The organism is Pseudomonas sp. 10-1B (assembly GCF_000935045.1).
Lineage (GTDB): Bacteria > Pseudomonadota > Gammaproteobacteria > Pseudomonadales > Pseudomonadaceae > Aquipseudomonas.
This window is the reverse complement of sequence record NZ_JYKS01000005.1, coordinates 164,668-183,486: the sequence shown is the minus strand read 5'-3', so window position 1 is coordinate 183,486 and position 18,819 is coordinate 164,668. Positions and strand designations below refer to the sequence as shown.

Annotated in this window: 19 protein-coding genes; 3 read left to right on the top strand and 16 right to left on the bottom strand. The window is 57.4% G+C overall.

Annotated elements, in window-relative coordinates; all coding sequences use genetic code 11:
- Positions 1–15: 15 nt before the first annotated feature.
- From arsJ to TZ03_RS04535, 8 genes are read right to left on the bottom strand one after another with little or no spacing between them, the layout of a single operon-like run.
- On the bottom strand, positions 16–1,248 hold the full coding sequence (gene arsJ, locus TZ03_RS04570) for an organoarsenical effux MFS transporter ArsJ (protein WP_051096019.1): 1,233 nt from the start codon (positions 1,246–1,248) through the stop codon (positions 16–18).
- Between the two features lie 9 nt (positions 1,249–1,257).
- Positions 1,258–2,262, bottom strand: a complete 1,005-nt coding sequence (locus TZ03_RS04565; RefSeq protein WP_051096018.1) for an ArsJ-associated glyceraldehyde-3-phosphate dehydrogenase — start codon at positions 2,260–2,262, stop codon at positions 1,258–1,260.
- Positions 2,263–2,294: 32 nt separating this feature from the next.
- Positions 2,295–2,798, bottom strand: coding sequence for a cyclin-dependent kinase inhibitor 3 family protein (locus TZ03_RS04560; protein WP_051096017.1), 504 nt, complete (start codon positions 2,796–2,798; stop codon positions 2,295–2,297).
- A gap of 12 nt (positions 2,799–2,810) precedes the next feature.
- A complete protein-coding gene (gene arsH / locus TZ03_RS04555; RefSeq protein ID WP_051096016.1) occupies positions 2,811–3,527 on the bottom strand; it encodes an arsenical resistance protein ArsH in 717 nt (238 codons plus the stop codon).
- 3 nt (positions 3,528–3,530) lie between these two features.
- Positions 3,531–4,592, bottom strand: coding sequence for an ACR3 family arsenite efflux transporter (gene arsB, locus TZ03_RS04550; RefSeq protein WP_051096015.1), 1,062 nt, complete (start codon positions 4,590–4,592; stop codon positions 3,531–3,533).
- A gap of 18 nt (positions 4,593–4,610) precedes the next feature.
- Entirely contained in the window at positions 4,611–5,081 is a 471-nt protein-coding gene (locus TZ03_RS04545; protein ID WP_051096014.1) for an arsenate reductase ArsC, read from the bottom strand.
- 19 nt (positions 5,082–5,100) lie between these two features.
- Positions 5,101–5,457 (bottom strand): metalloregulator ArsR/SmtB family transcription factor, encoded by a 357-nt coding sequence (locus TZ03_RS04540; protein WP_051096013.1) that lies wholly within the window; start codon positions 5,455–5,457, stop codon positions 5,101–5,103.
- Positions 5,458–5,465: 8 nt separating this feature from the next.
- Complete coding sequence (locus tag TZ03_RS04535; RefSeq protein ID WP_051096012.1) at positions 5,466–5,879, bottom strand: arsenate reductase ArsC; 414 nt, start codon at positions 5,877–5,879, stop codon at positions 5,466–5,468.
- 115 nt (positions 5,880–5,994) lie between these two features.
- On the opposite strand from TZ03_RS04535, the gene TZ03_RS04530 reads away from it, so the two are divergent.
- Both TZ03_RS04530 and TZ03_RS04525 read left to right on the top strand, forming a co-directional pair.
- Positions 5,995–6,333 carry an ArsR/SmtB family transcription factor gene (locus TZ03_RS04530; RefSeq protein ID WP_051096011.1) on the top strand — a complete coding sequence of 113 codons (339 nt, stop codon included), beginning with the start codon at positions 5,995–5,997 and terminating at the stop codon, positions 6,331–6,333.
- A 41-nt stretch (positions 6,334–6,374) separates the two neighbouring features.
- On the top strand, positions 6,375–7,466 hold the full coding sequence (locus tag TZ03_RS04525) for a flavin-containing monooxygenase (RefSeq protein ID WP_051096010.1): 1,092 nt from the start codon (positions 6,375–6,377) through the stop codon (positions 7,464–7,466).
- A gap of 38 nt (positions 7,467–7,504) precedes the next feature.
- Here TZ03_RS04525 and TZ03_RS04520 read toward each other — a convergent pair whose 3' ends face one another.
- The 3 genes from TZ03_RS04520 to TZ03_RS04510 all read right to left on the bottom strand — a co-directional run bounded on the left by TZ03_RS04520 (position 7,505) and on the right by TZ03_RS04510 (position 9,939).
- Complete coding sequence (locus TZ03_RS04520; RefSeq protein WP_051096009.1) at positions 7,505–8,869, bottom strand: NAD(P)-binding domain-containing protein; 1,365 nt, start codon at positions 8,867–8,869, stop codon at positions 7,505–7,507.
- Positions 8,866–9,381, bottom strand: a complete 516-nt coding sequence (locus TZ03_RS04515; RefSeq protein ID WP_051096008.1) for an arsinothricin resistance N-acetyltransferase ArsN1 family A — start codon at positions 9,379–9,381, stop codon at positions 8,866–8,868. The genes TZ03_RS04520 and TZ03_RS04515 overlap by 4 nt, the downstream gene beginning before the upstream one ends.
- 63 nt (positions 9,382–9,444) lie before the next feature.
- The gene (locus tag TZ03_RS04510) at positions 9,445–9,939 is read right to left on the bottom strand and encodes a MarR family winged helix-turn-helix transcriptional regulator (RefSeq protein WP_051096007.1); all 495 of its coding nucleotides are present in this window, start codon (positions 9,937–9,939) and stop codon (positions 9,445–9,447) included.
- Positions 9,940–10,124: 185 nt separating this feature from the next.
- On the opposite strand from TZ03_RS04510, the gene TZ03_RS04505 reads away from it, so the two are divergent.
- The gene (locus tag TZ03_RS04505) at positions 10,125–11,285 is read left to right on the top strand and encodes an MFS transporter (RefSeq protein WP_321163298.1); all 1,161 of its coding nucleotides are present in this window, start codon (positions 10,125–10,127) and stop codon (positions 11,283–11,285) included.
- A gap of 429 nt (positions 11,286–11,714) precedes the next feature.
- Here the strand turns inward: TZ03_RS04505 and TZ03_RS04500 are convergent, their stop codons facing one another.
- The 5 genes from TZ03_RS04500 to TZ03_RS04480 form a co-directional block, all read right to left on the bottom strand.
- On the bottom strand, positions 11,715–12,743 hold the full coding sequence (locus TZ03_RS04500) for a DUF4238 domain-containing protein (protein ID WP_051096006.1): 1,029 nt from the start codon (positions 12,741–12,743) through the stop codon (positions 11,715–11,717).
- 450 nt (positions 12,744–13,193) lie between these two features.
- Positions 13,194–13,592, bottom strand: coding sequence for a hypothetical protein (locus TZ03_RS04495; protein ID WP_051096005.1), 399 nt, complete (start codon positions 13,590–13,592; stop codon positions 13,194–13,196).
- Positions 13,593–13,594: 2 nt separating this feature from the next.
- Complete coding sequence (locus TZ03_RS04490) at positions 13,595–15,832, bottom strand: hypothetical protein (protein WP_051096004.1); 2,238 nt, start codon at positions 15,830–15,832, stop codon at positions 13,595–13,597.
- The gene (locus TZ03_RS04485) at positions 15,829–17,415 is read right to left on the bottom strand and encodes a tyrosine-type recombinase/integrase (RefSeq protein ID WP_051096003.1); all 1,587 of its coding nucleotides are present in this window, start codon (positions 17,413–17,415) and stop codon (positions 15,829–15,831) included. Before TZ03_RS04485 ends, TZ03_RS04490 begins: the two co-directional genes overlap by 4 nt.
- Positions 17,412–18,677: a site-specific integrase gene (locus tag TZ03_RS04480; protein WP_051096002.1), complete on the bottom strand. Its 1,266-nt coding sequence runs from the start codon at positions 18,675–18,677 to the stop codon at positions 17,412–17,414. Before TZ03_RS04480 ends, TZ03_RS04485 begins: the two co-directional genes overlap by 4 nt.
- Between the last annotated feature and the right edge of the window lie 142 nt (positions 18,678–18,819).

Here is an 18,819-nt window from a genome sequence, read left to right as displayed (position 1 = left end):
GTATTTCCTCACTGATCAGTTTGCCTGGTGTGCCATTTCACTGTGCCTGGGCAGTGCGATCGAGATGAGTGCGGCGGCCAACACGAAGATGCTGGAAACCCACAAGCAAGCCTCCAACCCATAGGCCTGAAACACCCAACCTGACAGCAGCGTGCCGACCAAGCGACCCAGGGCGTTGGACATGTAGTAGAAGCCCACATCCAGGGAGACGCCGTCCTCCTTGGCGTAGCTGACGATGAGGTAGCTGTGCAGCGATGAGTTCACGGCGAACAGCACGCCAAACAACATCAACCCACCGAGCAAGACTACCTGCGCCGACCAGCCAGCCGACAGGCCCACGGCAATGAGCGCAGGCAGCCCGGCCAGGGCGATTGCCCAGATGAAGGCTGCTCGGCCGTCTGGCACATGACCACGCTTCTTGCCGGTGATGTGGGGGGCAAACGACTGGACGATGCCGTAGCCGATTACCCATGCGGCCAAGAAGCCACCGACCAGCCAGAAGTCCCAGCCAAACGCAGAGCTCAGGTACACCGGCAGAGCCACCACGAACCAGACATCCCGTGCACCAAACAAAAACAGCCGTGCGGCGGAGAGGATGTTGATGGCCCGGCTCTTGGACAGCATGTCGCGGAATTTCGGCTTGGCCTTGGCCTTGCCCAAGTCCTTTTTCAGCAGGATCAGACTGCCGATCCAAATCAGGGCCAGCACCGCCGCCATGGCCAGTACCGCCTGGCTGAAACCGAGCAGCGCAAGCAGTGCTCCCCCGAGGAAGAAGCCCACGCCTTTGAGCGCGTTTTTCGAGCCCGTCAGGATGGCCACCCATTTGTAGAGGGTGCCTTGCTGGCTGTCCGGCACCAGGAGCTTGATGGAGCTCTTGGCGCTCATCTTGTTCAGGTCCTTGGCGATGCCGGAGAGCGCCTGGGCGGCCATTACCCACGGCACCGTCAGCGAGGCTGCTGGTACCGTGAGCATCAGCAGGGCAACCACCTGCATTCCAAGGCCGATGTTCATCGTGCGGTTTAACCCCAGGCGGGCGCCGAGGTAGCCGCCCACGAGGTTGGTGATCACGCCGAACACTTCGTAGAACAGGAACAGCGCCGCAATCTGCAGCGGCGTGTAGCCCAGCGAATGGAAGTGCAGTACCACCAACATGCGCAATGCGCCGTCGGTGAGGGTGAAGGCCCAGTAATTGCCGGTAACCAGCAGGTACTGACGCACTTCCGCAGACAGGGCTGACAACGCCTTCATGATCGCCGTTTACTCCGCTGCGCCGACCAAGCGTGCCAGTTCCGCGGCACGGTTGGCGTAGCCCCACTCGTTGTCGTACCAGGCGTAGATCTTCACCTGGGTACCGTTGACTACAAGGGTGGACAGCGCATCGATGATCGAGGACCGCGGATCGGTGCGGTAGTCGATGGACACCAAGGGGCGCTCTTCGTAGCCCAGAATGTCCTTCAGCGGCCCTTCGGCAGCGGCTTTCAGCAGCGCGTTGACCTCTTCAGCCGTCGTCTCACGTTCTACTTCGAACACGCAGTCGGTCAGCGAGGCGTTGGCCAGCGGTACACGCACGGCATGACCATTCAGCTTGCCGCGCAGTTCGGGGAAGATCTCGGCGATTGCGGTGGCCGAGCCTGTGGTGGTCGGGATCAGGCTCATGCCTGAGGCACGGGCACGACGCAGGTCCTTGTGCGGTGTATCGAGGATGCTCTGGGTATTGGTGAGGTCGTGAATGGTGGTGATCGAGCCGTGGCGGATGCCCAAATTCTCGTGAATCACCTTGACCACCGGAGCCAGGCAGTTAGTGGTGCAGGAAGCGGCGGTGACGATACGATGCTGCGCTGGGTCGAACAGGTGCTGGTTGACGCCCATCACCACGTTCAGTGCGCCTTTCTCCTTCACTGGAGCGCAGACAACCACACGTTTGACGCCCTGATCCAGGTAGGCCTGGAGCACGGCTACCGACTTCATCTTGCCGCTGGCCTCGATGACCAGGTCGCAGCCCGACCAGTCGGTGTCCGCGATGGTCTTGTTGGCGGTGACCTTGATGCGCTTGCCCTCGATCACTACCGCGTCGCCCTCTGCGCGGGCTTCACGGTGCCAGCGCCCGTGGATCGAGTCGAAGTTGATCAGATGGGCATGGGTCTCGGCGTCACCGGCCGGGTCATTGATCTGCACAAACTCGAATTCCGGCCAGTCCCAGGATGCGCGAAGCGCCAGTCGACCAATACGGCCAAACCCATTGATACCTACTTTGATAGCCATGTTCTTGTTCTCGAATCGCGATTAGCGAAAGGTCAGAGGGTGTCGCTGAACTGGTTGATATACCCAACGTGCGCAGGGTTCTGGATCGCACGTGGACGCAGGGCCTGGACCTGGGAAACAGCTTCCTGCACAGGGATGCCGCACTCGATCATCAGGCGGGCGGCAAACAGGCCGGTGCGACCAGAGCCGCCCTTGCAGTGAATGGCGATCGTCTTACCGGTCATCACGAGCTCTTTCAGGCGTTCCCGGTGAGCCTCCCAGGCGGCCGCAAACGGCTCACTGGGCGCTTCGTCGTCCTCGACCGGCAGGTGGAACCATTCGAGGCCCAGCAGTTGGCACTCCTCGGGAAGCAGATCGATCTCGTTCTGCAGCAGTTCTTCACTCGGCATCAGGGTTACCAGCGCGCTCGCGCCGGCATCGCGCAGCGTTGCCAGAGCCTGAGATACCGATGTCTCCTTGGTACCGGGGCACGGAGTGAAGATCAGCTGGCCGACCAGTTCGGAATTAGCCAACACGGAATACGGGTGCAATTGCATGCTCACAAAGCCTCAAATGGATCGTTGATTGACACGCTTGGATAGTTCTTCAGCCGACTCTTTACGTTCGGAGTAGCGATCGACCAGGTAGTCGGAGCGATCACGAAGCAGCAGGGTGAACTTCACCAGCTCCTCCATTACGTCGACGACACGGTCGTAGTACGAGGAGGGTTTCATGCGACCCGCCTCGTCAAATTCCAGGTAGGCCTTCGGCACGGACGACTGGTTAGGGATGGTGAACATGCGCATCCAGCGGCCGAGGACGCGCAGCTGGTTGACCACGTTGAACGACTGCGAGCCGCCGCAGACCTGCATCACCGCGAGGGTTTTGCCTTGAGTGGGGCGCACGGCGCCCATGCTCAGTGGAATCCAGTCGATCTGCGACTTGAACACGCCGGTCATTGCACCGTGGCGTTCCGGCGAGCACCAGACCATGCCTTCGGACCACAGCACCAGATCGCGCAGCTCCTTGACCATGGGGTGGTCATCGGGCACGTCATCCGCCAGTGGCAGCCCGGTCGGATTGAAGATCCGCGTCTCGGCACCGAAGTGCTCCAGCAGGCGTGCCGCTTCTTCCGTCAGCAGGCGGCTGAACGAGCGTTCGCGGGTCGATCCGTACAGCAGCAGAATGCGAGGCTTGTGGGTGGACTTTTGCTCGACTGCCAACTTGTCTGCTGTCGGCAGGTCGACCAGATCGTTGTCGATATTGGGGATGTGGTGTTCGGTCATGATTTACTCCTGAGACAAGGCGCCAGATGGCTGATCGAACCAGCGGCGCTTGAGCCACAAGGCCACGCCCACCAGGGAGATCAGTACCGGCACTTCCACCAAGGGCCCGATGACGGTGGCAAATGCGACCGGCGAGGCAAGACCGAAGGTGGCGATGGCCACGGCAATGGCCAGTTCAAAGTTGTTGCTTGCTGCGGTGAACGCCAGCGCAGTGGTACGTGGGTAGTCAGCTTCCAGCAGCTTGCCCATCCAGAAGCTGATGAAGAACATCACCACAAAGTAGATGGTCAGCGGGATAGCGATGCGCAGCACATCCAGCGGCAGTTGCAGCACCATGTCGCCTTTCAGGCTAAACATGGCGACGATGGTCAGCAGCAGTGCCACGAGGGTCAGCGGGCTGATCTTCGGGATGAAGCGCTCCTGGTACCAGGCCTCGCCCTTGCTGCTGATCAGGATCTTGCGGGTCAGGAAACCAGCCAGGAACGGGATGCCCAGATAGATCAGCACCGATTGGGCGATATCGAGGAAGCTGGTCTCAATGACGCTACCTTCAAGGCCAAACAGCGGCGGCAACAGGCCCAGGAAGATCCAGGCGTACACGCTGAAGAACAGGATCTGGAAAATGCTGTTGAAGGCGACCAGACCGGCCACGTACTGGTTGTTGCCACCGGCGATCTGGTTCCACACCAGGACCATGGCGATGCAGCGTGCCAAGCCAATGAGGATCAGGCCGGTCATGTACTCAGGCTTGTCGGAAAGGAAGACAACGGCCAGCCCGAACATCAGGACCGGGCCGATCACCCAGTTCTGGATCAGCGACAGGGCGAGGATGCGCTTATCCTTGAATACCTGTGGCAACTCCTCGTATTTCACCTTTGCCAGAGGTGGGTACATCATGACGATGAGGCCAATGGCGATGGGGATGTTTGTCGAGCCTACCGACAGGCTATTCAGCCACGCAGGCAATCCCTGGAACAGGCTGCCCAGACCAATGCCCAGGCCCATGGCCAGAAAGATCCAGACCGTCAGGTAGCGGTCGAGGAATGAAAGTCGGCTTTTGCTCATGGTGGATCTCCCTAAACGTCAGAGCGTTCCGATGCGGGCCAGCTCGACCTTGAGCTGGGCGGCATCCATTTGGTCGAAAGGCAGTGCGATGAATGCCTTGAGGCGTCGCTTGATCTGCTCAAGCGTGTTGTCGAACGCCGCGTCCAGCTCGGCGGCCCTACCGTGCAAATCCGAAGGGTCAGAAAGTCCCCAGTGGGCTTTCACTGCTGGTCCGAAGAACACGGGGCAGGCTTCGCCAGCGGCCTTGTCGCAGACGGTGATGACAAAGTCCGGTGCCAGCTCGGCATGCGCGTCACTGGACTTGCTGCTGAGGCCCTCGGTGGAGATACCGGCACGCTGCAGCGCAGTGATGGACAGCGGGTGCACCTCACCCTTTGGCTGGCTGCCGGCGCTGTAGGCCTTCATGCCGGCCGGGGCCAGATGATTGAAAACAGCCTCGGAGAGGATGCTGCGGCAGCTATTGGCGGTGCAGAGGAACAGAACTTTCATCGGTTTTTCTCGGCAATGATCAGCAGCAGGAGGCGACGCGTTGAGGGCGGTCACCCATGGTGTCCAGTCGTTTGGTGCTAGTACTTAGCCATTCGCGGTTGGCTTCCAGCGTCGTCGCCAGGACCTCACGTACCCAGGCAGGAAGCGATGGATGCAGCCGGTAATAAACCCACTGGCCCTGACGGCGGTCTTCCAGCAGGTCACAGGTGCGCAATTGCGCCAGGTGGCGGGAAACCTTGGGCTGGCTTTCTTCCAGCGCGCAGGTCAGTTCACAGACGCAGAGTTCTTCCTCGCGAGCGATCAGCAGCATCATCCGAATGCGGTTCTCGTCGGCGAGGCATTTGAAAACCTTGGTGGGGGTCAGCGAGTCAGTCATAGCAATTCTCAGTGTTTGGTTTTCACCAGGACGAACATCTTGATGCGCTCATGAATCTCGTGAAGCGTGTGTCGGAAGGCATCGTGTTGGTCACTGGTGACAGGGTCTTCGAAGTTCCACGCCAGAACCTCGCCGAAGGCAGGCAACGTAAGGCACTCATGGGCTGCCTTGTCGCACAGGGTAATCACGTAGTCGAACCGTTCCCCTGCGAACTCATCGATGGACTTGCTGCGTAGCGCCTTGGTATCGATATCGAGGTATTCGAGGGCTTCATAGGTGCGCGGATCGACTTGGCCAGGCTTAGTACCTGCGCTGAAAGCTTCGAAGTGAACAGGGTCTGTGTGCCGGAGCAAAGCTTCGGCGAGCTGGGAGCGAGCGGCGTTTGCGGTGCAAACAAACAGGACGCGGATCTTGCCAGTCATCACTTGGTACCCTGCACGTATATGGTTTTTCGAATATACGCTTTTCCGAATGTATCGCAACCCCTCGATGATGGGTGGCTTTACATGTGCACGTTTATGCACATATATTGGCCGCATGACGACCAACCAAAATCTCCGTGCTCAAGCCATCGACGCCGCCATCGAGTCGCTGGACGAGGCCTTCTTCAAAGCGCTTTGCGAGCCTTCCAGAGTCGCGGTTTTCAAGCGCGTGCTTATGCTCGGCCGGGCTGATGTCGGCGAAATCGCCAAAGAGCTGCCACAGGAGCGCTCGGTGATCTCCAGGCACCTGCAGGTATTGCATGACGCCCAGATCGTGAAGGCCACCAAGGTGGGCAGGCAGGTGTTCTATGAAGTGAATGGTGGAGCGATCGTCGAGCGACTGGAGGGCCTGCTCCAGCGAACCAAAGGTCTGGTTTCGCTGTGCTGTCCGTAGCCCGGCCTTTTTTGTCCCTATATATGCATGGGTGCGCACATATGAATGATTCGAATCGCGTTCTGGATGTGGTCGTCATCGGTGGTGGACAAGCAGGTTTGGCGACTGGCTGGCAATTGCAGCAGCAAGGATTGGAATACCTCATCTTGGATGAGCAGACATCCCCAGGCGGGAACTGGCGTAACTACTACGAAAGCCTGCAGCTGTTCTCACCAGCTGAGTACTCTGCGCTGCCGGGACTGGCGTTTCCTGGCGATCCCAAGGGCTACCCGCTGCGAGACGATGTGGTGCAGTACCTGGAGGCATATGCCGCCGAGTTTCAGCTGCTTTTCCAGGGCGGTACCCGAGTCGTGGCGGTCGTTCAGAAGGACAAGGCATTTGAGGTTCGCACCGCCAACGGAGCGACTTTCACTGCGCGTGCTGTGATAGTGGCATCAGGGGGCTTCAGCCGTCCTTTCATGCCTGACATTCCTGGGCTGGAGAACTTTTCAGGACACTGTCTGCATAGCTCGGCTTATCGAACACCTGAGGCCTTTGCCGGCCAGCGTGTTGTCGTTGTGGGGGCAGCGAACTCGGCTGTTCAGATTGCCTATGAGCTTGCCGGCGTTGCACAGGTAGTGCTGGCTACCCGCGAGAAGATCCGCTTCTTCCCTCAGCGGATTCTTGGACTCGATTTTCATGCCTGGCTGAAACTCACCGGGTTGGGGCAAACACGATGGTTGAGTGATCAAAGCACTCCAGTGCTCGACACCGGCAAGTACCGAAAGGCACTTAGCAGCGGCAGAATTCAGCGCAGAGCCATGTTCCAGCAGGTACTGCCCGACGGTGTGATTTGGCCAGACGGAAGCAGCACCCAGATTGACGCGCTGATATTCGCAACAGGATTTCGCCCTAACCAGGAGTTTCTGGCGCAGCTCCCAGTCGTTGACCGGCACGGGCGTACGCTACAGCGAAACGGCGTGGCAATTCAGGTGCCTGGCTTGTACTTCGTGGGTCTGCCCAAGCAAAGGAATTTCGCCTCGGCGACCCTGCGAGGTGTAGGAGCCGATGTGGCATACCTGATGCCGCGGCTGCTTGAGCATTTGAGCGATAGGCGATTGCCTCACCTGCCCACTTCGCCCCGCACGATTTGAACTCGTGCAGGGCGAAAGAGCAGTCCCAGAGCATGGGGTTATGCGCGGCTTGCCGGTGTGCAGCAGCTCGACTTTTGGGCTGAAGGCGTTGCCAGGGGTTCCGGTGATGCACAGCAACTGGTTTGAGTAGTGGCCTCGGGTGCGCAGCAACTGGAAGCTTCACCTTGCTCCTCGAACTGAAGGCTGCAGACACCGGTTTCGGGCAGTTCGAGCTCGACACGCCGTGCCGCTTCCCAGTCGCCTGCAAGCCCGGCCATGATTGAGCGCACCTGCTCATACCCGGTAATCATCAGGAATGTCGGAGCACGACCGTAGCTCTTCATGCCTACGATAAAAATGCCTTCGTCGGGATGAGAGAGCTCATCGATGCCATGGGGGCGAACGGTACCGCAGCTGTGCTCATTCGGGTCGATCAACGGGGCCAACTGAACAGGGCTTTGTGTAGCCGGGTCGATAGCCAGTCGTAGCTCGCCCAGAAGCTGCAGATTAGGGCGGAAGCCCGTGGCGACGATGATCTCATCCACCTCTGGCAGAGCTTGGCCATTGGTGTGCACGACCAGCCCCTGTTCGGTCGTGTCGACCTGGCTGATGGAGATGTCCTGGTGTAGCGAGATCTTTCCTTGTTCGAGCAATGCACGGATTCGCAGACCCAGGCTGCCGCGTTCGGCCAATTTGTCATTGGCACCACCACCCAGAATTTTATCTAGCGAGTGTCCGCGAATAGCCCACGAAACCTGGGTACCGGGCAGTTGGACCAGATCCTGAAGAGCGTTGAATGCCGAGTGTCCGCCACCTACAACCAGCACTCGGCGCCCGAGATAACGATCGTGCGCATTGCCGCTGACATCGGGAATCCCATAGGCAATATGCGCTGTGGCGTTCAACTCTCCCAATGCCGGAATGCCGGATGCGCCCATCCAGTTCGGGGTCTCGTACGTGCCCGAGGCATCGATGACTGCGCGAGCTTGGATGTCTTGCTCACCCTTTGGCCCTTTAACACGCACTAGGAACGCGGCAGATTCGCGGCCTTTGGTTTTCTGCACATCAGCGCCGACTTTCGTCACAGCAGTAACGCGAGAGTTCAGATGAAGTCGTTCCTTGATGACTGGCAGCCCAGCTAGCGGGAGCAAGTAGTGATCCAGCAGTTCACGACCTGTGGGGTACGTGTCCGAATCAGGCGCTTGCCAGCCCGTTGCCGACAGTAATTTTGCAGCCTCCTTGTCTACGTTGTATTCCCACGGCGAGAACATGCTGACGTGGCCCCATTGGCTGATGCTTTCTCCAGCCTGGCTGCCTGCTTCAAAAATGAGTGCGTTCATACCCCGGGCCAGTGCGTGCGCAGCAGCCGCCAGCCCCACGGGGCCGGCGCCGATGATTACGATGGGAAGATCAGATTGGCTCATGCTCGTTCTCCTGTGTCAGGTTGGTTGGAGGGGAAGACTCGTTCAACGATGGCGCAATCAAGCCAGCGTCCTTCAAGGCATGCGTGTTTTTCATAGACGCCGACCTTTCGGAAACCGCAGGATTGGCAGAGCGCGAGGCTTGCTTCGTTGAAGGTGAAAATGCGGGAAAGGACTTTCCAGAAGCCCCGTGCCTCTGCTTCGCTCAACAGTGCGTTCAGCAGTGCCTTGCCGATGCCACGCCCACGGACATCTCGCCGCAAGTAAATCGAGAAATCAGCGATGCCGGCATAGCAGGAGCGCGCCCGGTAGCTGCTCAGGTTTGCCCACGCCACTACTGCGCCGTCCAGCTCGACGACCAGCACCGGGAAGCGAGACATATCGGCAACCCAGGGCTGTACATCCATAGCGGTCCGAGGCTGGGTCTCAAACGTAGAGCTACGGTCATCGATCCCTTGGTTGTAAATCTCGGCGATGGCCTGAACATCACCGAGCTGAGCGGGGCGAATGTGCATCTGGCTTCCTTTTTAAGTTGGTAGTAACAACAATTTAGATAAAAAAGGGGGATCTCCCCCTCATTATTCTTGCGGCTTCGCTGGGCAACTCTCGTTTGCCAAGCCACAACGTACCTCAGCAGCGCGGGTCAGCTGCCGCAGGAGCGTCAGGGCTCCCTGGCGTACTTCCGGTGCCATGCAACTGATCATTGCCTTTTCTTCATTGATGAGATCATCGCGGATGCGCTCATACAGGTCGGCACCGGCTTCGGTAGCCTGGACCCGCACGGCGCGGCGGTCTTCCGGATCTTCCACGCGGGAGACATACCCTTTGCGCTCCAGCGTATCGACAACACGGCTAGCCGTACTCTTGTCCAGGAACATTTCCTCGGCCAGCGCCTGCAGACGTAGTGGTCCCTGCTTCACCAAGGTCTCGATGGCGTAGCACTGGGTGACGGATACGTCATAGCAGCAGATGCGATCACGATCCCTGAACTGGTAGACGCGCACCAGCTGGTTTAGGGCTTCGTAGAGGTCTTCAGCATCGCGGCTAAGGTCGTCGTTGTGCTTGTTCAGCATGTCATTTCCAGTTAGTTGTTACCTGCAACAATATGGGCTATGAGCGCGCTCGTCAACTGACCGGTCATCAGATTGACCTTTCAGAGCTCCGTCGACTACATTGGTTGTCACTAACAACCATAACAAGGACTGACGTGACTCGACATGAACCGCCCCTGCCAGCCAACTTGAGTCGCACTCGGTTAGTGTTCACCTTGGGCATCACCCAGATCTTGGCTTGGGCGTCGACGTTCTACCTCCCGGCGGTCCTGGCAGGTCCAATTGCTCGCGATATGGGCTGGTCTCTATCGTTTGTCGTGGGCGGACTGTCTTGGGGCATGCTGGTTGCTGGTCTTTGCTCTCCGCTGGCTGGCCGATTGATTGATCGCCGCGGCGGGCGCTCGGTCCTTCTTTTCAGCTCGCTGATGCTGGGTGCAGGGCTCATGGTGATGTCGATCGCCGGTTCTCTGTGGCTCTATTACCTGGCTTGGTCGCTCCTCGGCGTAGCCATGGCCACCGGGTTATATGACGCGGCATTTGCCACTCTGGGGACGTTGCTGGGAGAGCGTGCGCGGGGTGCAATAACGGGACTGACCTTGATTGGCGGCTTTGCCAGTACTGTCGGATGGCCCGCGTTGGCGGCACTGGAGTCATGGATCGGCTGGCGGGATACCTGCTTGGTGCTTGCTGCGATACATGTTCTGGTCGGCCTGCCTGTTCATTGGCTGGCGGTACCGAAACCGCCCGGTCCAGAAAAAGAATCTACCTCGGAAGAAGGTGTACCGGTGACGCTCGATGAACGTAGCCGCCGCCTTTTCTGGCTTGTTGCAGGGCTGCTGACCGTAGTCGCTTTCGTAATGGCCAGCCTCTCCGTTCACCTGCTCGCCGCACTCAAGCAACTGGGCCTGCCAACGGTCACGGTATTGGCAGTCGGAATGGTCATTGGGCCGGCCCAGGTAGTGGCCAGAGTTCTGGAGTTCTCGATTGCTCGCCATCTGCATCCGAGCTGGTCAGCCCGTGTTGGTGTATTGGTGAGCTTCATCGGCATCTGCCTGTTTATCCCTGGTGTGCCTTGGTTGGCATTTCCTGGTGCCGCACTGTACGGCGCGGGCATGGGGATTCTGACCATCGCTAGAGGTACGTTACCACTGGTGCTATTTGGCCCTCAGGGATATGGCGCACGGATGGGAGCACTGGCGCGTCCCATGCTTCTCGCTCAGGCCGCTGGTCCATTTGCTGCAGCTTTTGTGTTGAGTGCTCAGGGCGCCCCAATGATGCTGTTGCTGATGGCGACTATAGTCGCTGTGGCATTAGGGGGATGCTTCAAACTGCCGACAAAACCGTTTCATGACCAGCACCCAGAGTGAAGGTGGAACGGACTATCTATAATGGGTCGAAAGCAGTCTATGGGCGGATTCCGCGATGCGGGTTTAGCTGGCCCTGAACCGCTCCGCGAAGCGAACCAAGGGGGTGAAGCTTGACCTTCGAACCTACGCTTATCGACTGGCCAAAAACAGCCATTCGCAGCAAGGACAAATCGACGAGATTACAGCCCCATAGCCTGCGTCATACCCAATGGTCGATGGCACAAGCTGCGCAAAATGGGTAACCTGTGGAGGATTGCTCTGAGACTTTGTTGGCCATGGCCTCCCCTCGGAGACACTTGATAGCCCGCCTCACATGGCGGGCTTTACTATTTTTTACTGGAATGCTAGTGAACAGCCCCAGCTTACCGCTCCCAACGGCGCCATTGTGAAGGCGAGTTGGCTCATGAAAGCGTGGGCGAGCCGCAAAAATCAGCGGTCGGGGTAATTGGCTTCCTCTCTCGACTGGCTGTCATGCCATTCCGCCCAATGCTTTCGCACTGCTTTGAATTGCTCGGGACAGACCGTACGTGGCCTGCACTCTTCGATATCTCGCGTATCTGTTGCAAACACATAGTGATGGGCCCCGGTCAAAATCATCGTCCTGAAAAATGCTGCTTGAGCGAGACTCAACGTGGTGCCGCGCCGAGGTGGCGGTGAGCCCACACACGTGAACAGGAGATGCTTGGGGCTGAGTGGCATGAACAGCTGTGTGCCTGGCACATCCCAGCCGCCCTCAAGACTAATTGTTCCATTCGTACCAACTCCTACCCTCATGAAAGGGTTGTCGGACGTTGGCCAGGTGACTCCAGGTGGAGCGTGTAGAATGGTCCAACGATGATTTGGCAACCGATTGATGGTGCTCTTGAGCACATGTTCGATCTGCCAGAGCCAAAATTTCCGCCCGATTAGGATTTCGGCTTTGATGCCTTCTTCGCCATCCTCACTCTTCGCACGGTGAATTTTCAGCGGCAGCTTGCCGTAAGGGTCTACAACCGGAGGGGGTTCAGACTGAACTCCGGCGGCTGAAGCTGCCTCGATTTGGCTGATTGACCACTCCATGGTCTCTGACAGAAATGCCTCAAGCGTTTCAGTTTGGCGTTTGAAAAAGCTCTCCATTTGGGCAGGAGTACGGACAGATTGCGCAACAGCAAAGCGGAATAAGTTGTTCCAATCCTCGCGGGTCAACTGCGACTCGCTAACTACCTTTTCGATGGATGCGAATCCAGGCGTTTCGAAGTCACGCTCAAGCCATCGCTCGACTTCGTCACTGGCTTCAGAACCAGACAAGCGAGTATAAAGATGCCGAAGCACCGCCACGCTTTTGGTTGAATGCGGCTTCCAAACCGCGCTTTTTTCATGGGGCACTAGCAGACGATAGGCAAGGACTTTGCCCTCTATCGTCCAGTGCTTCAGATACGACTGCGGTACGTAATGGTTGTCCTTTTTGAAACCTTTCATTCCCTGCTATTTCCTTGAATTTCTTGCCACTTGGCAGCCGTGCTCGCATCCGTGTCTTTCTCGGCAGCTGCTTGCTGATCATCAGAAGATGGCCAATGGGTACCAAATTCCCTCACCAAATAGCGGTTAGTCCGGTCAAATTCCTACTCGCTCTGAAATTCCCCTGGCCTGAACGATATCAGCCGGGAATCGTACAGTCGGGTGATGGCATCGGCTACCTGATGCCTGAGCATCTCCGTGTAGTGGTCCAGGCGATCATAGCTCTAGGTCGCAATCCCTCTGCGGTCTCTAGAGGCGAGCAAAGTGAGGTAGATCTTCAACGCGTGGACGTCCAAGGAACAGGCCAACGATTACCGGGGACGCTACGGGAAAGCTGCGCCCCACGCGAGCGCCTGGTCAAGTCGATGCAAACGGGTGGCCAAGTGAATGCAATTACGCACAATTGCGCAATCATCTCTTCTTTTGAAGCTGTGAAACCGGCCGCTCCAGCATCGATTGCGTTAGACCGTGTAGATCAGCATTGGCTTGCCAGATCAAAAAACGGCTATGCATATCTCGAACAGCAGCTAACAGCTTTTGGTTACTCGCTTTCAGTTCCTCAATGCGCTCGTTGGCTGCTTGTATATCGGCAATCCAGCCCGGCTTTAGCTTCTTAGCCTTCAATGCCGCCTTGGAATTCTTCATCGCTAAATCCACGGCAGGTAGATTCATCAGGGACTGGCGAACACGACTGATACCCAGTTTTTCTTTGCAGGCCTCAACGAGCAAAGGCCAAGTTAGCTTCGGCTCTGACCATTCCTCAATTAGCTTAATGATGCGTTTCTCATCCTTTGGCGTTAAATGCCCCATCGTTAGCCCTCGATCTCATCTAGCAAAGCCAAGACGTCATCCAACGATGGCAACGCCTTTTGCACCTGGTTCTCTTCAATTACTTTGACTTCGATCAGTCCCGACATTGCGGCGGCGTTCTTGGTCAGCGTCCAACCGTTATCGGCGTTCCACACAATGGCACCGTTTTCGAGCTCCGGGTTTTCCAGCATTTGCATGAGCGCCTCGCACTTAAAGAGCTTCTCACCCACTTTTTTGGCCGACTCCGACGCCCCAAATACACCCCTAGACTGCGCATCCAGGGCTTTATCGAAACGGCGTTTGAGGTCGTCGCGTTCTTCCTTGAGGTTGGCCAGCTTCACGTCATCCCCCTTGACGCAGCCAAGCCGCCCGCAGTCCAAACAGGCACCCATTTTCGGGCAGGGCTCGGACGCAAAGTTGTGCACACAAACGCCGAGATGGGTTTGATGGATAATGCGGTCCTGCTCACCCTCGCGTAGTTCCATTACATCAGCAAGATTCAGAGGCTGATTGGTTTTTACCTTGTCCAGACGCTGAGCAGCGGTGCTGTTTTTCGTTTTGGGGTGGTAAGCCGCAACTCCTTGGGTGCGCTCCTCGATGGTCTCGTGGTTGTAAACCGATCCCATCGTCGTGCGCCCGGAGAAGGCGTCAATCAGGAGCTGCGACAGACCGGCCTGTTGCATCCGCGTGTTCAATTCGTGTCGAAACGCATGCGTGTTGACCTTGACACCGGGGTAGCCATGGCGCTCGAACAGACTTTTCCTTGCCGGGTTGTTCATACTGGCTAATTGCGCCTTCATTCGGTTAGGGTTCGCCGCGATCTCTACGCCAAACCCGTGCGTCACGGCAGTGCCACCTGCGTCTTCAGCCAGCGCTCCCGTGCGCACGGTGAATAAGGCATCACGAAACTTCACCCGCGCCTTGCCCTCCGTGTACGGCGTGGTGTAGGGAAAATCCTTTGGGAGATACTTCTCACGCAGCAGCACATTGAGCGTGCGCAGCGTGATCACACACCGGCCGTCCAACTCAACACCCTGGACTCCTGGCTTGTCCTTCACGTATATCGGCGTCCCTCTAATGGCATCCAAACCATCACGAATCTCGGCCAAAAGGGCTCGGGCGGCGGGGCTGAGAGCCTTGTTCTGCTCCATGGGTTTTAGGAAACCCTTTTGGAATGTAATTCGCGGGTTGTGGTTCTCATGAACACTGAGTTTCAGCGCGGCACAGGCTTCGGCAAAGGTGAGCGGTTCATCAGGCCCCTTGGGTGGCAGCCCTTCATGGGGCGGAAACTCATCGGGATGCTCTTCCAGCCAGGCGGCGTAAGCCCGCGCCTCATCGGTGATCGGTTTTAACAAGGTGATGACCCGCTCGACGACCGGCTCCATCTCGGGCTTAACGACTGGCTTCAGCGTAACCTGGTTTATCTTTTCCGCGTACCAGCGCAGGAACATGCGCCGTTTGCCGTGGGTATCCTCTTTGAACACCCGACAATCCAATTCAACATCCGCCAACTCACCCACGCGACTCGGGGCGCTCAGCAACAGCGCACAGGCGGATGTCACAACGATATCCAGAGGGCGGGTCAAATCGTTAGTGAACACTTCCCCGAGCGCTTTGATCGCTTCGGGGTTGGGCAGTTTCTGTTCCCAATCCGCTTTTTGCTGCTTGAGCGTGCCACGCGGCTTCATCGTCAGCGGAGAGGTCCACCGAAAATCTGTCTTGAGCAGTTTTTTGGCCCGCATCAGTGAGATGAGGGCCTCAAGTGCCTTGCTGCTACAGTATGCGTTGTTGCCTTTTGCCCAGTGACGACTCAGTTGCTCGCACGCTTCATTGCAGGCAGCGGCGGACACCTGCGTCACATCCCGCGTACCGGTCAGCTTGACCAAGGCAGCTTCCAGCACCTTCAGGGCACTTAGCCAGTCTTTAATTGCCTTTTTCTGCAAATACACCCGTCGGTACACCATGATAGCCTTGGCAAACTCCGTGAAGGGTGCCTGTATCGCCTTTGGGGCTGCCTTGGTCGATCCCTGCGCCGTGAAGCTACAGAATTGGACGCCATGCTTGTGCCAACTGCCGTCCTCCCAGCAAATACTCGAGTGCACGCGATTGGGAATGCCTTTCGGCAGGGTCTGTTTTGCCCATTCGATAAACGCCGCGAGCTGAGCCTCCGCAGCCAGTTGGCTCCTAGGCTCGAAATCAACAATGTTGTTCGTCAGTTCAGAATCAAACGCATCGGTCATTCGCCTTTCCTCCCTGATTGGCGCGTGGCCTCACAATCCAGAATCACCTTGCGGCACGCCAGAATGGCCCGATCCCAGAGCACGCCGGTCGTTTTATCCGTGGCAATGGTTTGCGCCCGCCGACGTTCCAGTCGCTCAAGGACAGCGCGGTGATTGGCATCCAGAAGGGGTTGGAATTTTCCGCATGCGTAACAGGTAAAGGGCGCATCGAGATGGCAGGCGGCATTGGCACCGCACACTGCCAGATCCTCGATTTGTCGATCCGCTCGATCCCCGTTTTTTGCTGAGGTGCGATCCGTGACGATGATCCCGGTGAACGCATTCACAACCAAGGCCAGATGGTCGCTCATCTTCGCGTCGATCAAGGCCAGCAGCTCCGGCGACACCTGGCGGTACTTTCGCACTGTCCGAGTATTCTTGTGCATCAATGCGCTGGCCATCGTCCACTCATCCAGCCCGGTATTGGACAGGTCCGTGCCGAGGGTGTGCCTGAACCGGTGCCCCCGCGTCACTTTCAGCGGCTGATGGGTGCGAGGCGAAATCGGAAAGCCCTCAATCCGCTCGATGCGATCAAGCCATGCCTGAACCGTGCCTGCTCCAACATGAAAGATTGGCTGCGGCGCCTTTTCGAGGGCTTTTTGCAGGGGGCTATCGAGTAAAATAGGGGGATTCACCCGATTCGGAAATTCTGCTTCATCATCCATCTTCCGGCGAAAGAGCGGCACATTCTCAATGGCTGCATCCCAGTCGGCGCGGTATGGATAGGTTTGCCAGAGCTTCGCCAGAACCATGGCCTTGTAGGCCTGCACGGTGGTGTACAGGTCTTCATCCAGACTGAAGATTTCGGACTTTGCTCGCCAACCCGCCTCGCCGTCTTTTTGCTTTGCCCAATGAAACCTGACCTTGCAGCCCTTATCGGTCTTCGTGAAATCACCAAAAACCATCATGCGCACCTGAGCGCCACGCTGCCCGTAAATCATCAACAGGCGCAGATACAGGTATTGCTCGGGATCTAGCTGACCGTGACAGAACCGCTCATGTATCCATTGGTGCAGCGCGTCCTGCTCCACCTGGGTGAACGGACCCTGTTCGGGGTCCAGGCTGAGGATCACATCGTGGCTGGATTTCTTTTTTCTGGGCAGTGCCTGGTAGGCCTCGATCAGGGCTTGTGGCGGACGTTGTTCGAGGGACTCGCAGTCGCACCAAAACGCCATGAAAGCGGCGAACTGACTGAACTCGCTGACGTTAAAGCGCTCCCGCAGAGCGATTAGGTGATCCTCGTTGAGCGGGTCAAGACTGGCCTGAGCAGCCCGCGACAACACACTGCCGACTTTAGCAACCGAGCCCGTTGCATGATCAGCCATTCGATAGGCCAGGGCGGCGTGCAACCAGGGCTGCCAATCCGGCGAAACACAGGCAAGGGCCGCTTTCCAGTTGACTGGGTTTCTGGCCGATTTATCGGGTTTCCACATGGGGTGAGTCGGTGTGAACACCTCCCCACATTTCGCCAGGCGAGGCGTGCTCAGCCATGCATCGAGGCTGTCCTTCGTGGGGGCCTGAAGTGCTTCGACGGCGATGTTCACGCTGAACCTCCTGGTGTCATGCCGGCCTTCTGACGGCTGGACGTAAACCGCTCGGCCCGTTTCTGTATCGCTTTGTCTGCCTCCTCCTTCCAGAACTTTGCGCCGTAGAGGCCGGGCATGTTCGACTCGGGACTCCAGCCGAACATCCATGTCAGAGTCTTTTGAACTTGCGTGGTACGATCCTCCGGCGTGAGCGCTGCCAGTTCCTCACGCATGCTTTCCAGCATGGTGTAGACCGCGTCATGCCTGAGAATATGCGGGTGGACATGAGCCAGTTCCGGCGCTATTACTCGAATCCTCGACAGAACGCCATCCACTGCCTTGATGGTTAGAGGCCCGCCCTCATTTCGCTTGTGCGCCACAAGCAAAAACGGATGCTTCCTTGCTTGCGATGTGCCGCTACGGGCCTTTCTGTGGCGATATTTCGATTCGTACTCAGTGATCGCGTCATACAGGTCATCGGTCATCACCAGCATGCGCTCGTGGGTTTTGAATTGCGGGGCCATGGTTCGTGGATCGATGCTCTCATCCTCCAGGTTGATCACCGCCAGTTGACGACTGTGCCAGTGAATATCTTTGGTCTTGATCAACAACATCTCGGAGCGTCGCAGCCCCATGTCGAGACCCAACAGCAAAATGATGTAGTTACGCAGCCTGATGGCATCATCTGAAAAGGGATTCTCGGCGCTATCCGGATGCATGATTTCCAGCAAACGGGTTCGCTCCTGGGCAGTAAGCCCCTTCATTTGGTCCGTTCGCGTTTTTTTCCACGCAAGCCTGGCCGCTTTGATCTTGCGGTTTATGCGCTTCTTCAGATCGTCAACTGCCTCATATCGTGTTGAGTGATCACCCAACTTGTCATAGAGGAAGGCCAGATAGTCGCGTACCGCCTCGATTCGCTGCTGCGCATGGACTTTGCTAACGGATTTGTAGGCGGTCGGATGCAATCGCATCCCCGCATACTTCATGGCCAAGATTTCCTTGCCGAACCCCGCGTCCGACACAAACCTGGAAAGCTCACTGTCTGTTAGGTACCGGCTGTGAGGGCGCTGTTCGAGGTGAGAAATCAGATCAATGGAGGAAAACGCCAGAAACTCCTCAAACACAGCTAGATGCTCAAGATATTTCTTGGTTGTTTCGAGGGCTCTGCCCGAGTGCTCCATGGTGATGTATAGGTTGGGGTAGTACACAGGGATGTAGTCTTGCACCAACAGCTTTCTTCGAGCAGCATTCACTACCTGCTCTATGACCTGGAAACCCATGATGCTCCCTCATAAACATAACTTTTCTAAGTATAGTCAGGGGTATCGGGCGGTCAACGCAAAACCTAACGTTTTACTCTCCAGGGTTTGAGCGCCTGTCTCTACCCTCAAAGCACTGAAAATACAGGATTAAAGGCGAATC

Excerpts from the sequence above, each read along its gene's own strand:
- arsJ (WP_051096019.1), bottom strand. The coding sequence starts at position 1,248 with ATGAAGGCGTTGTCAGCCCTGTCTGCGGAAGTGCGTCAGTACCTGCTG.
- TZ03_RS04565 (WP_051096018.1), bottom strand. The coding sequence starts at position 2,262 with ATGGCTATCAAAGTAGGTATCAATGGGTTTGGCCGTATTGGTCGACTG.
- TZ03_RS04560 (WP_051096017.1), bottom strand. The coding sequence starts at position 2,798 with ATGCAATTGCACCCGTATTCCGTGTTGGCTAATTCCGAACTGGTCGGC.
- arsH (WP_051096016.1), bottom strand. The coding sequence starts at position 3,527 with ATGACCGAACACCACATCCCCAATATCGACAACGATCTGGTCGACCTG.
- arsB (WP_051096015.1), bottom strand. The coding sequence starts at position 4,592 with ATGAGCAAAAGCCGACTTTCATTCCTCGACCGCTACCTGACGGTCTGG.
- TZ03_RS04545 (WP_051096014.1), bottom strand. The coding sequence starts at position 5,081 with ATGAAAGTTCTGTTCCTCTGCACCGCCAATAGCTGCCGCAGCATCCTC.
- TZ03_RS04540 (WP_051096013.1), bottom strand. The coding sequence starts at position 5,457 with ATGACTGACTCGCTGACCCCCACCAAGGTTTTCAAATGCCTCGCCGAC.
- TZ03_RS04535 (WP_051096012.1), bottom strand. The coding sequence starts at position 5,879 with ATGACTGGCAAGATCCGCGTCCTGTTTGTTTGCACCGCAAACGCCGCT.
- TZ03_RS04530 (WP_051096011.1), top strand. The coding sequence starts at position 5,995 with ATGACGACCAACCAAAATCTCCGTGCTCAAGCCATCGACGCCGCCATC.
- TZ03_RS04525 (WP_051096010.1), top strand. The coding sequence starts at position 6,375 with ATGAATGATTCGAATCGCGTTCTGGATGTGGTCGTCATCGGTGGTGGA.
- TZ03_RS04520 (WP_051096009.1), bottom strand. The coding sequence starts at position 8,869 with ATGAGCCAATCTGATCTTCCCATCGTAATCATCGGCGCCGGCCCCGTG.
- TZ03_RS04515 (WP_051096008.1), bottom strand. The coding sequence starts at position 9,381 with ATGCACATTCGCCCCGCTCAGCTCGGTGATGTTCAGGCCATCGCCGAG.
- TZ03_RS04510 (WP_051096007.1), bottom strand. The coding sequence starts at position 9,939 with ATGCTGAACAAGCACAACGACGACCTTAGCCGCGATGCTGAAGACCTC.
- TZ03_RS04500 (WP_051096006.1), bottom strand. The coding sequence starts at position 12,743 with ATGAAAGGTTTCAAAAAGGACAACCATTACGTACCGCAGTCGTATCTG.
- TZ03_RS04495 (WP_051096005.1), bottom strand. The coding sequence starts at position 13,592 with ATGGGGCATTTAACGCCAAAGGATGAGAAACGCATCATTAAGCTAATT.
- TZ03_RS04490 (WP_051096004.1), bottom strand. The coding sequence starts at position 15,832 with ATGACCGATGCGTTTGATTCTGAACTGACGAACAACATTGTTGATTTC.
- TZ03_RS04480 (WP_051096002.1), bottom strand. The coding sequence starts at position 18,677 with ATGGGTTTCCAGGTCATAGAGCAGGTAGTGAATGCTGCTCGAAGAAAG.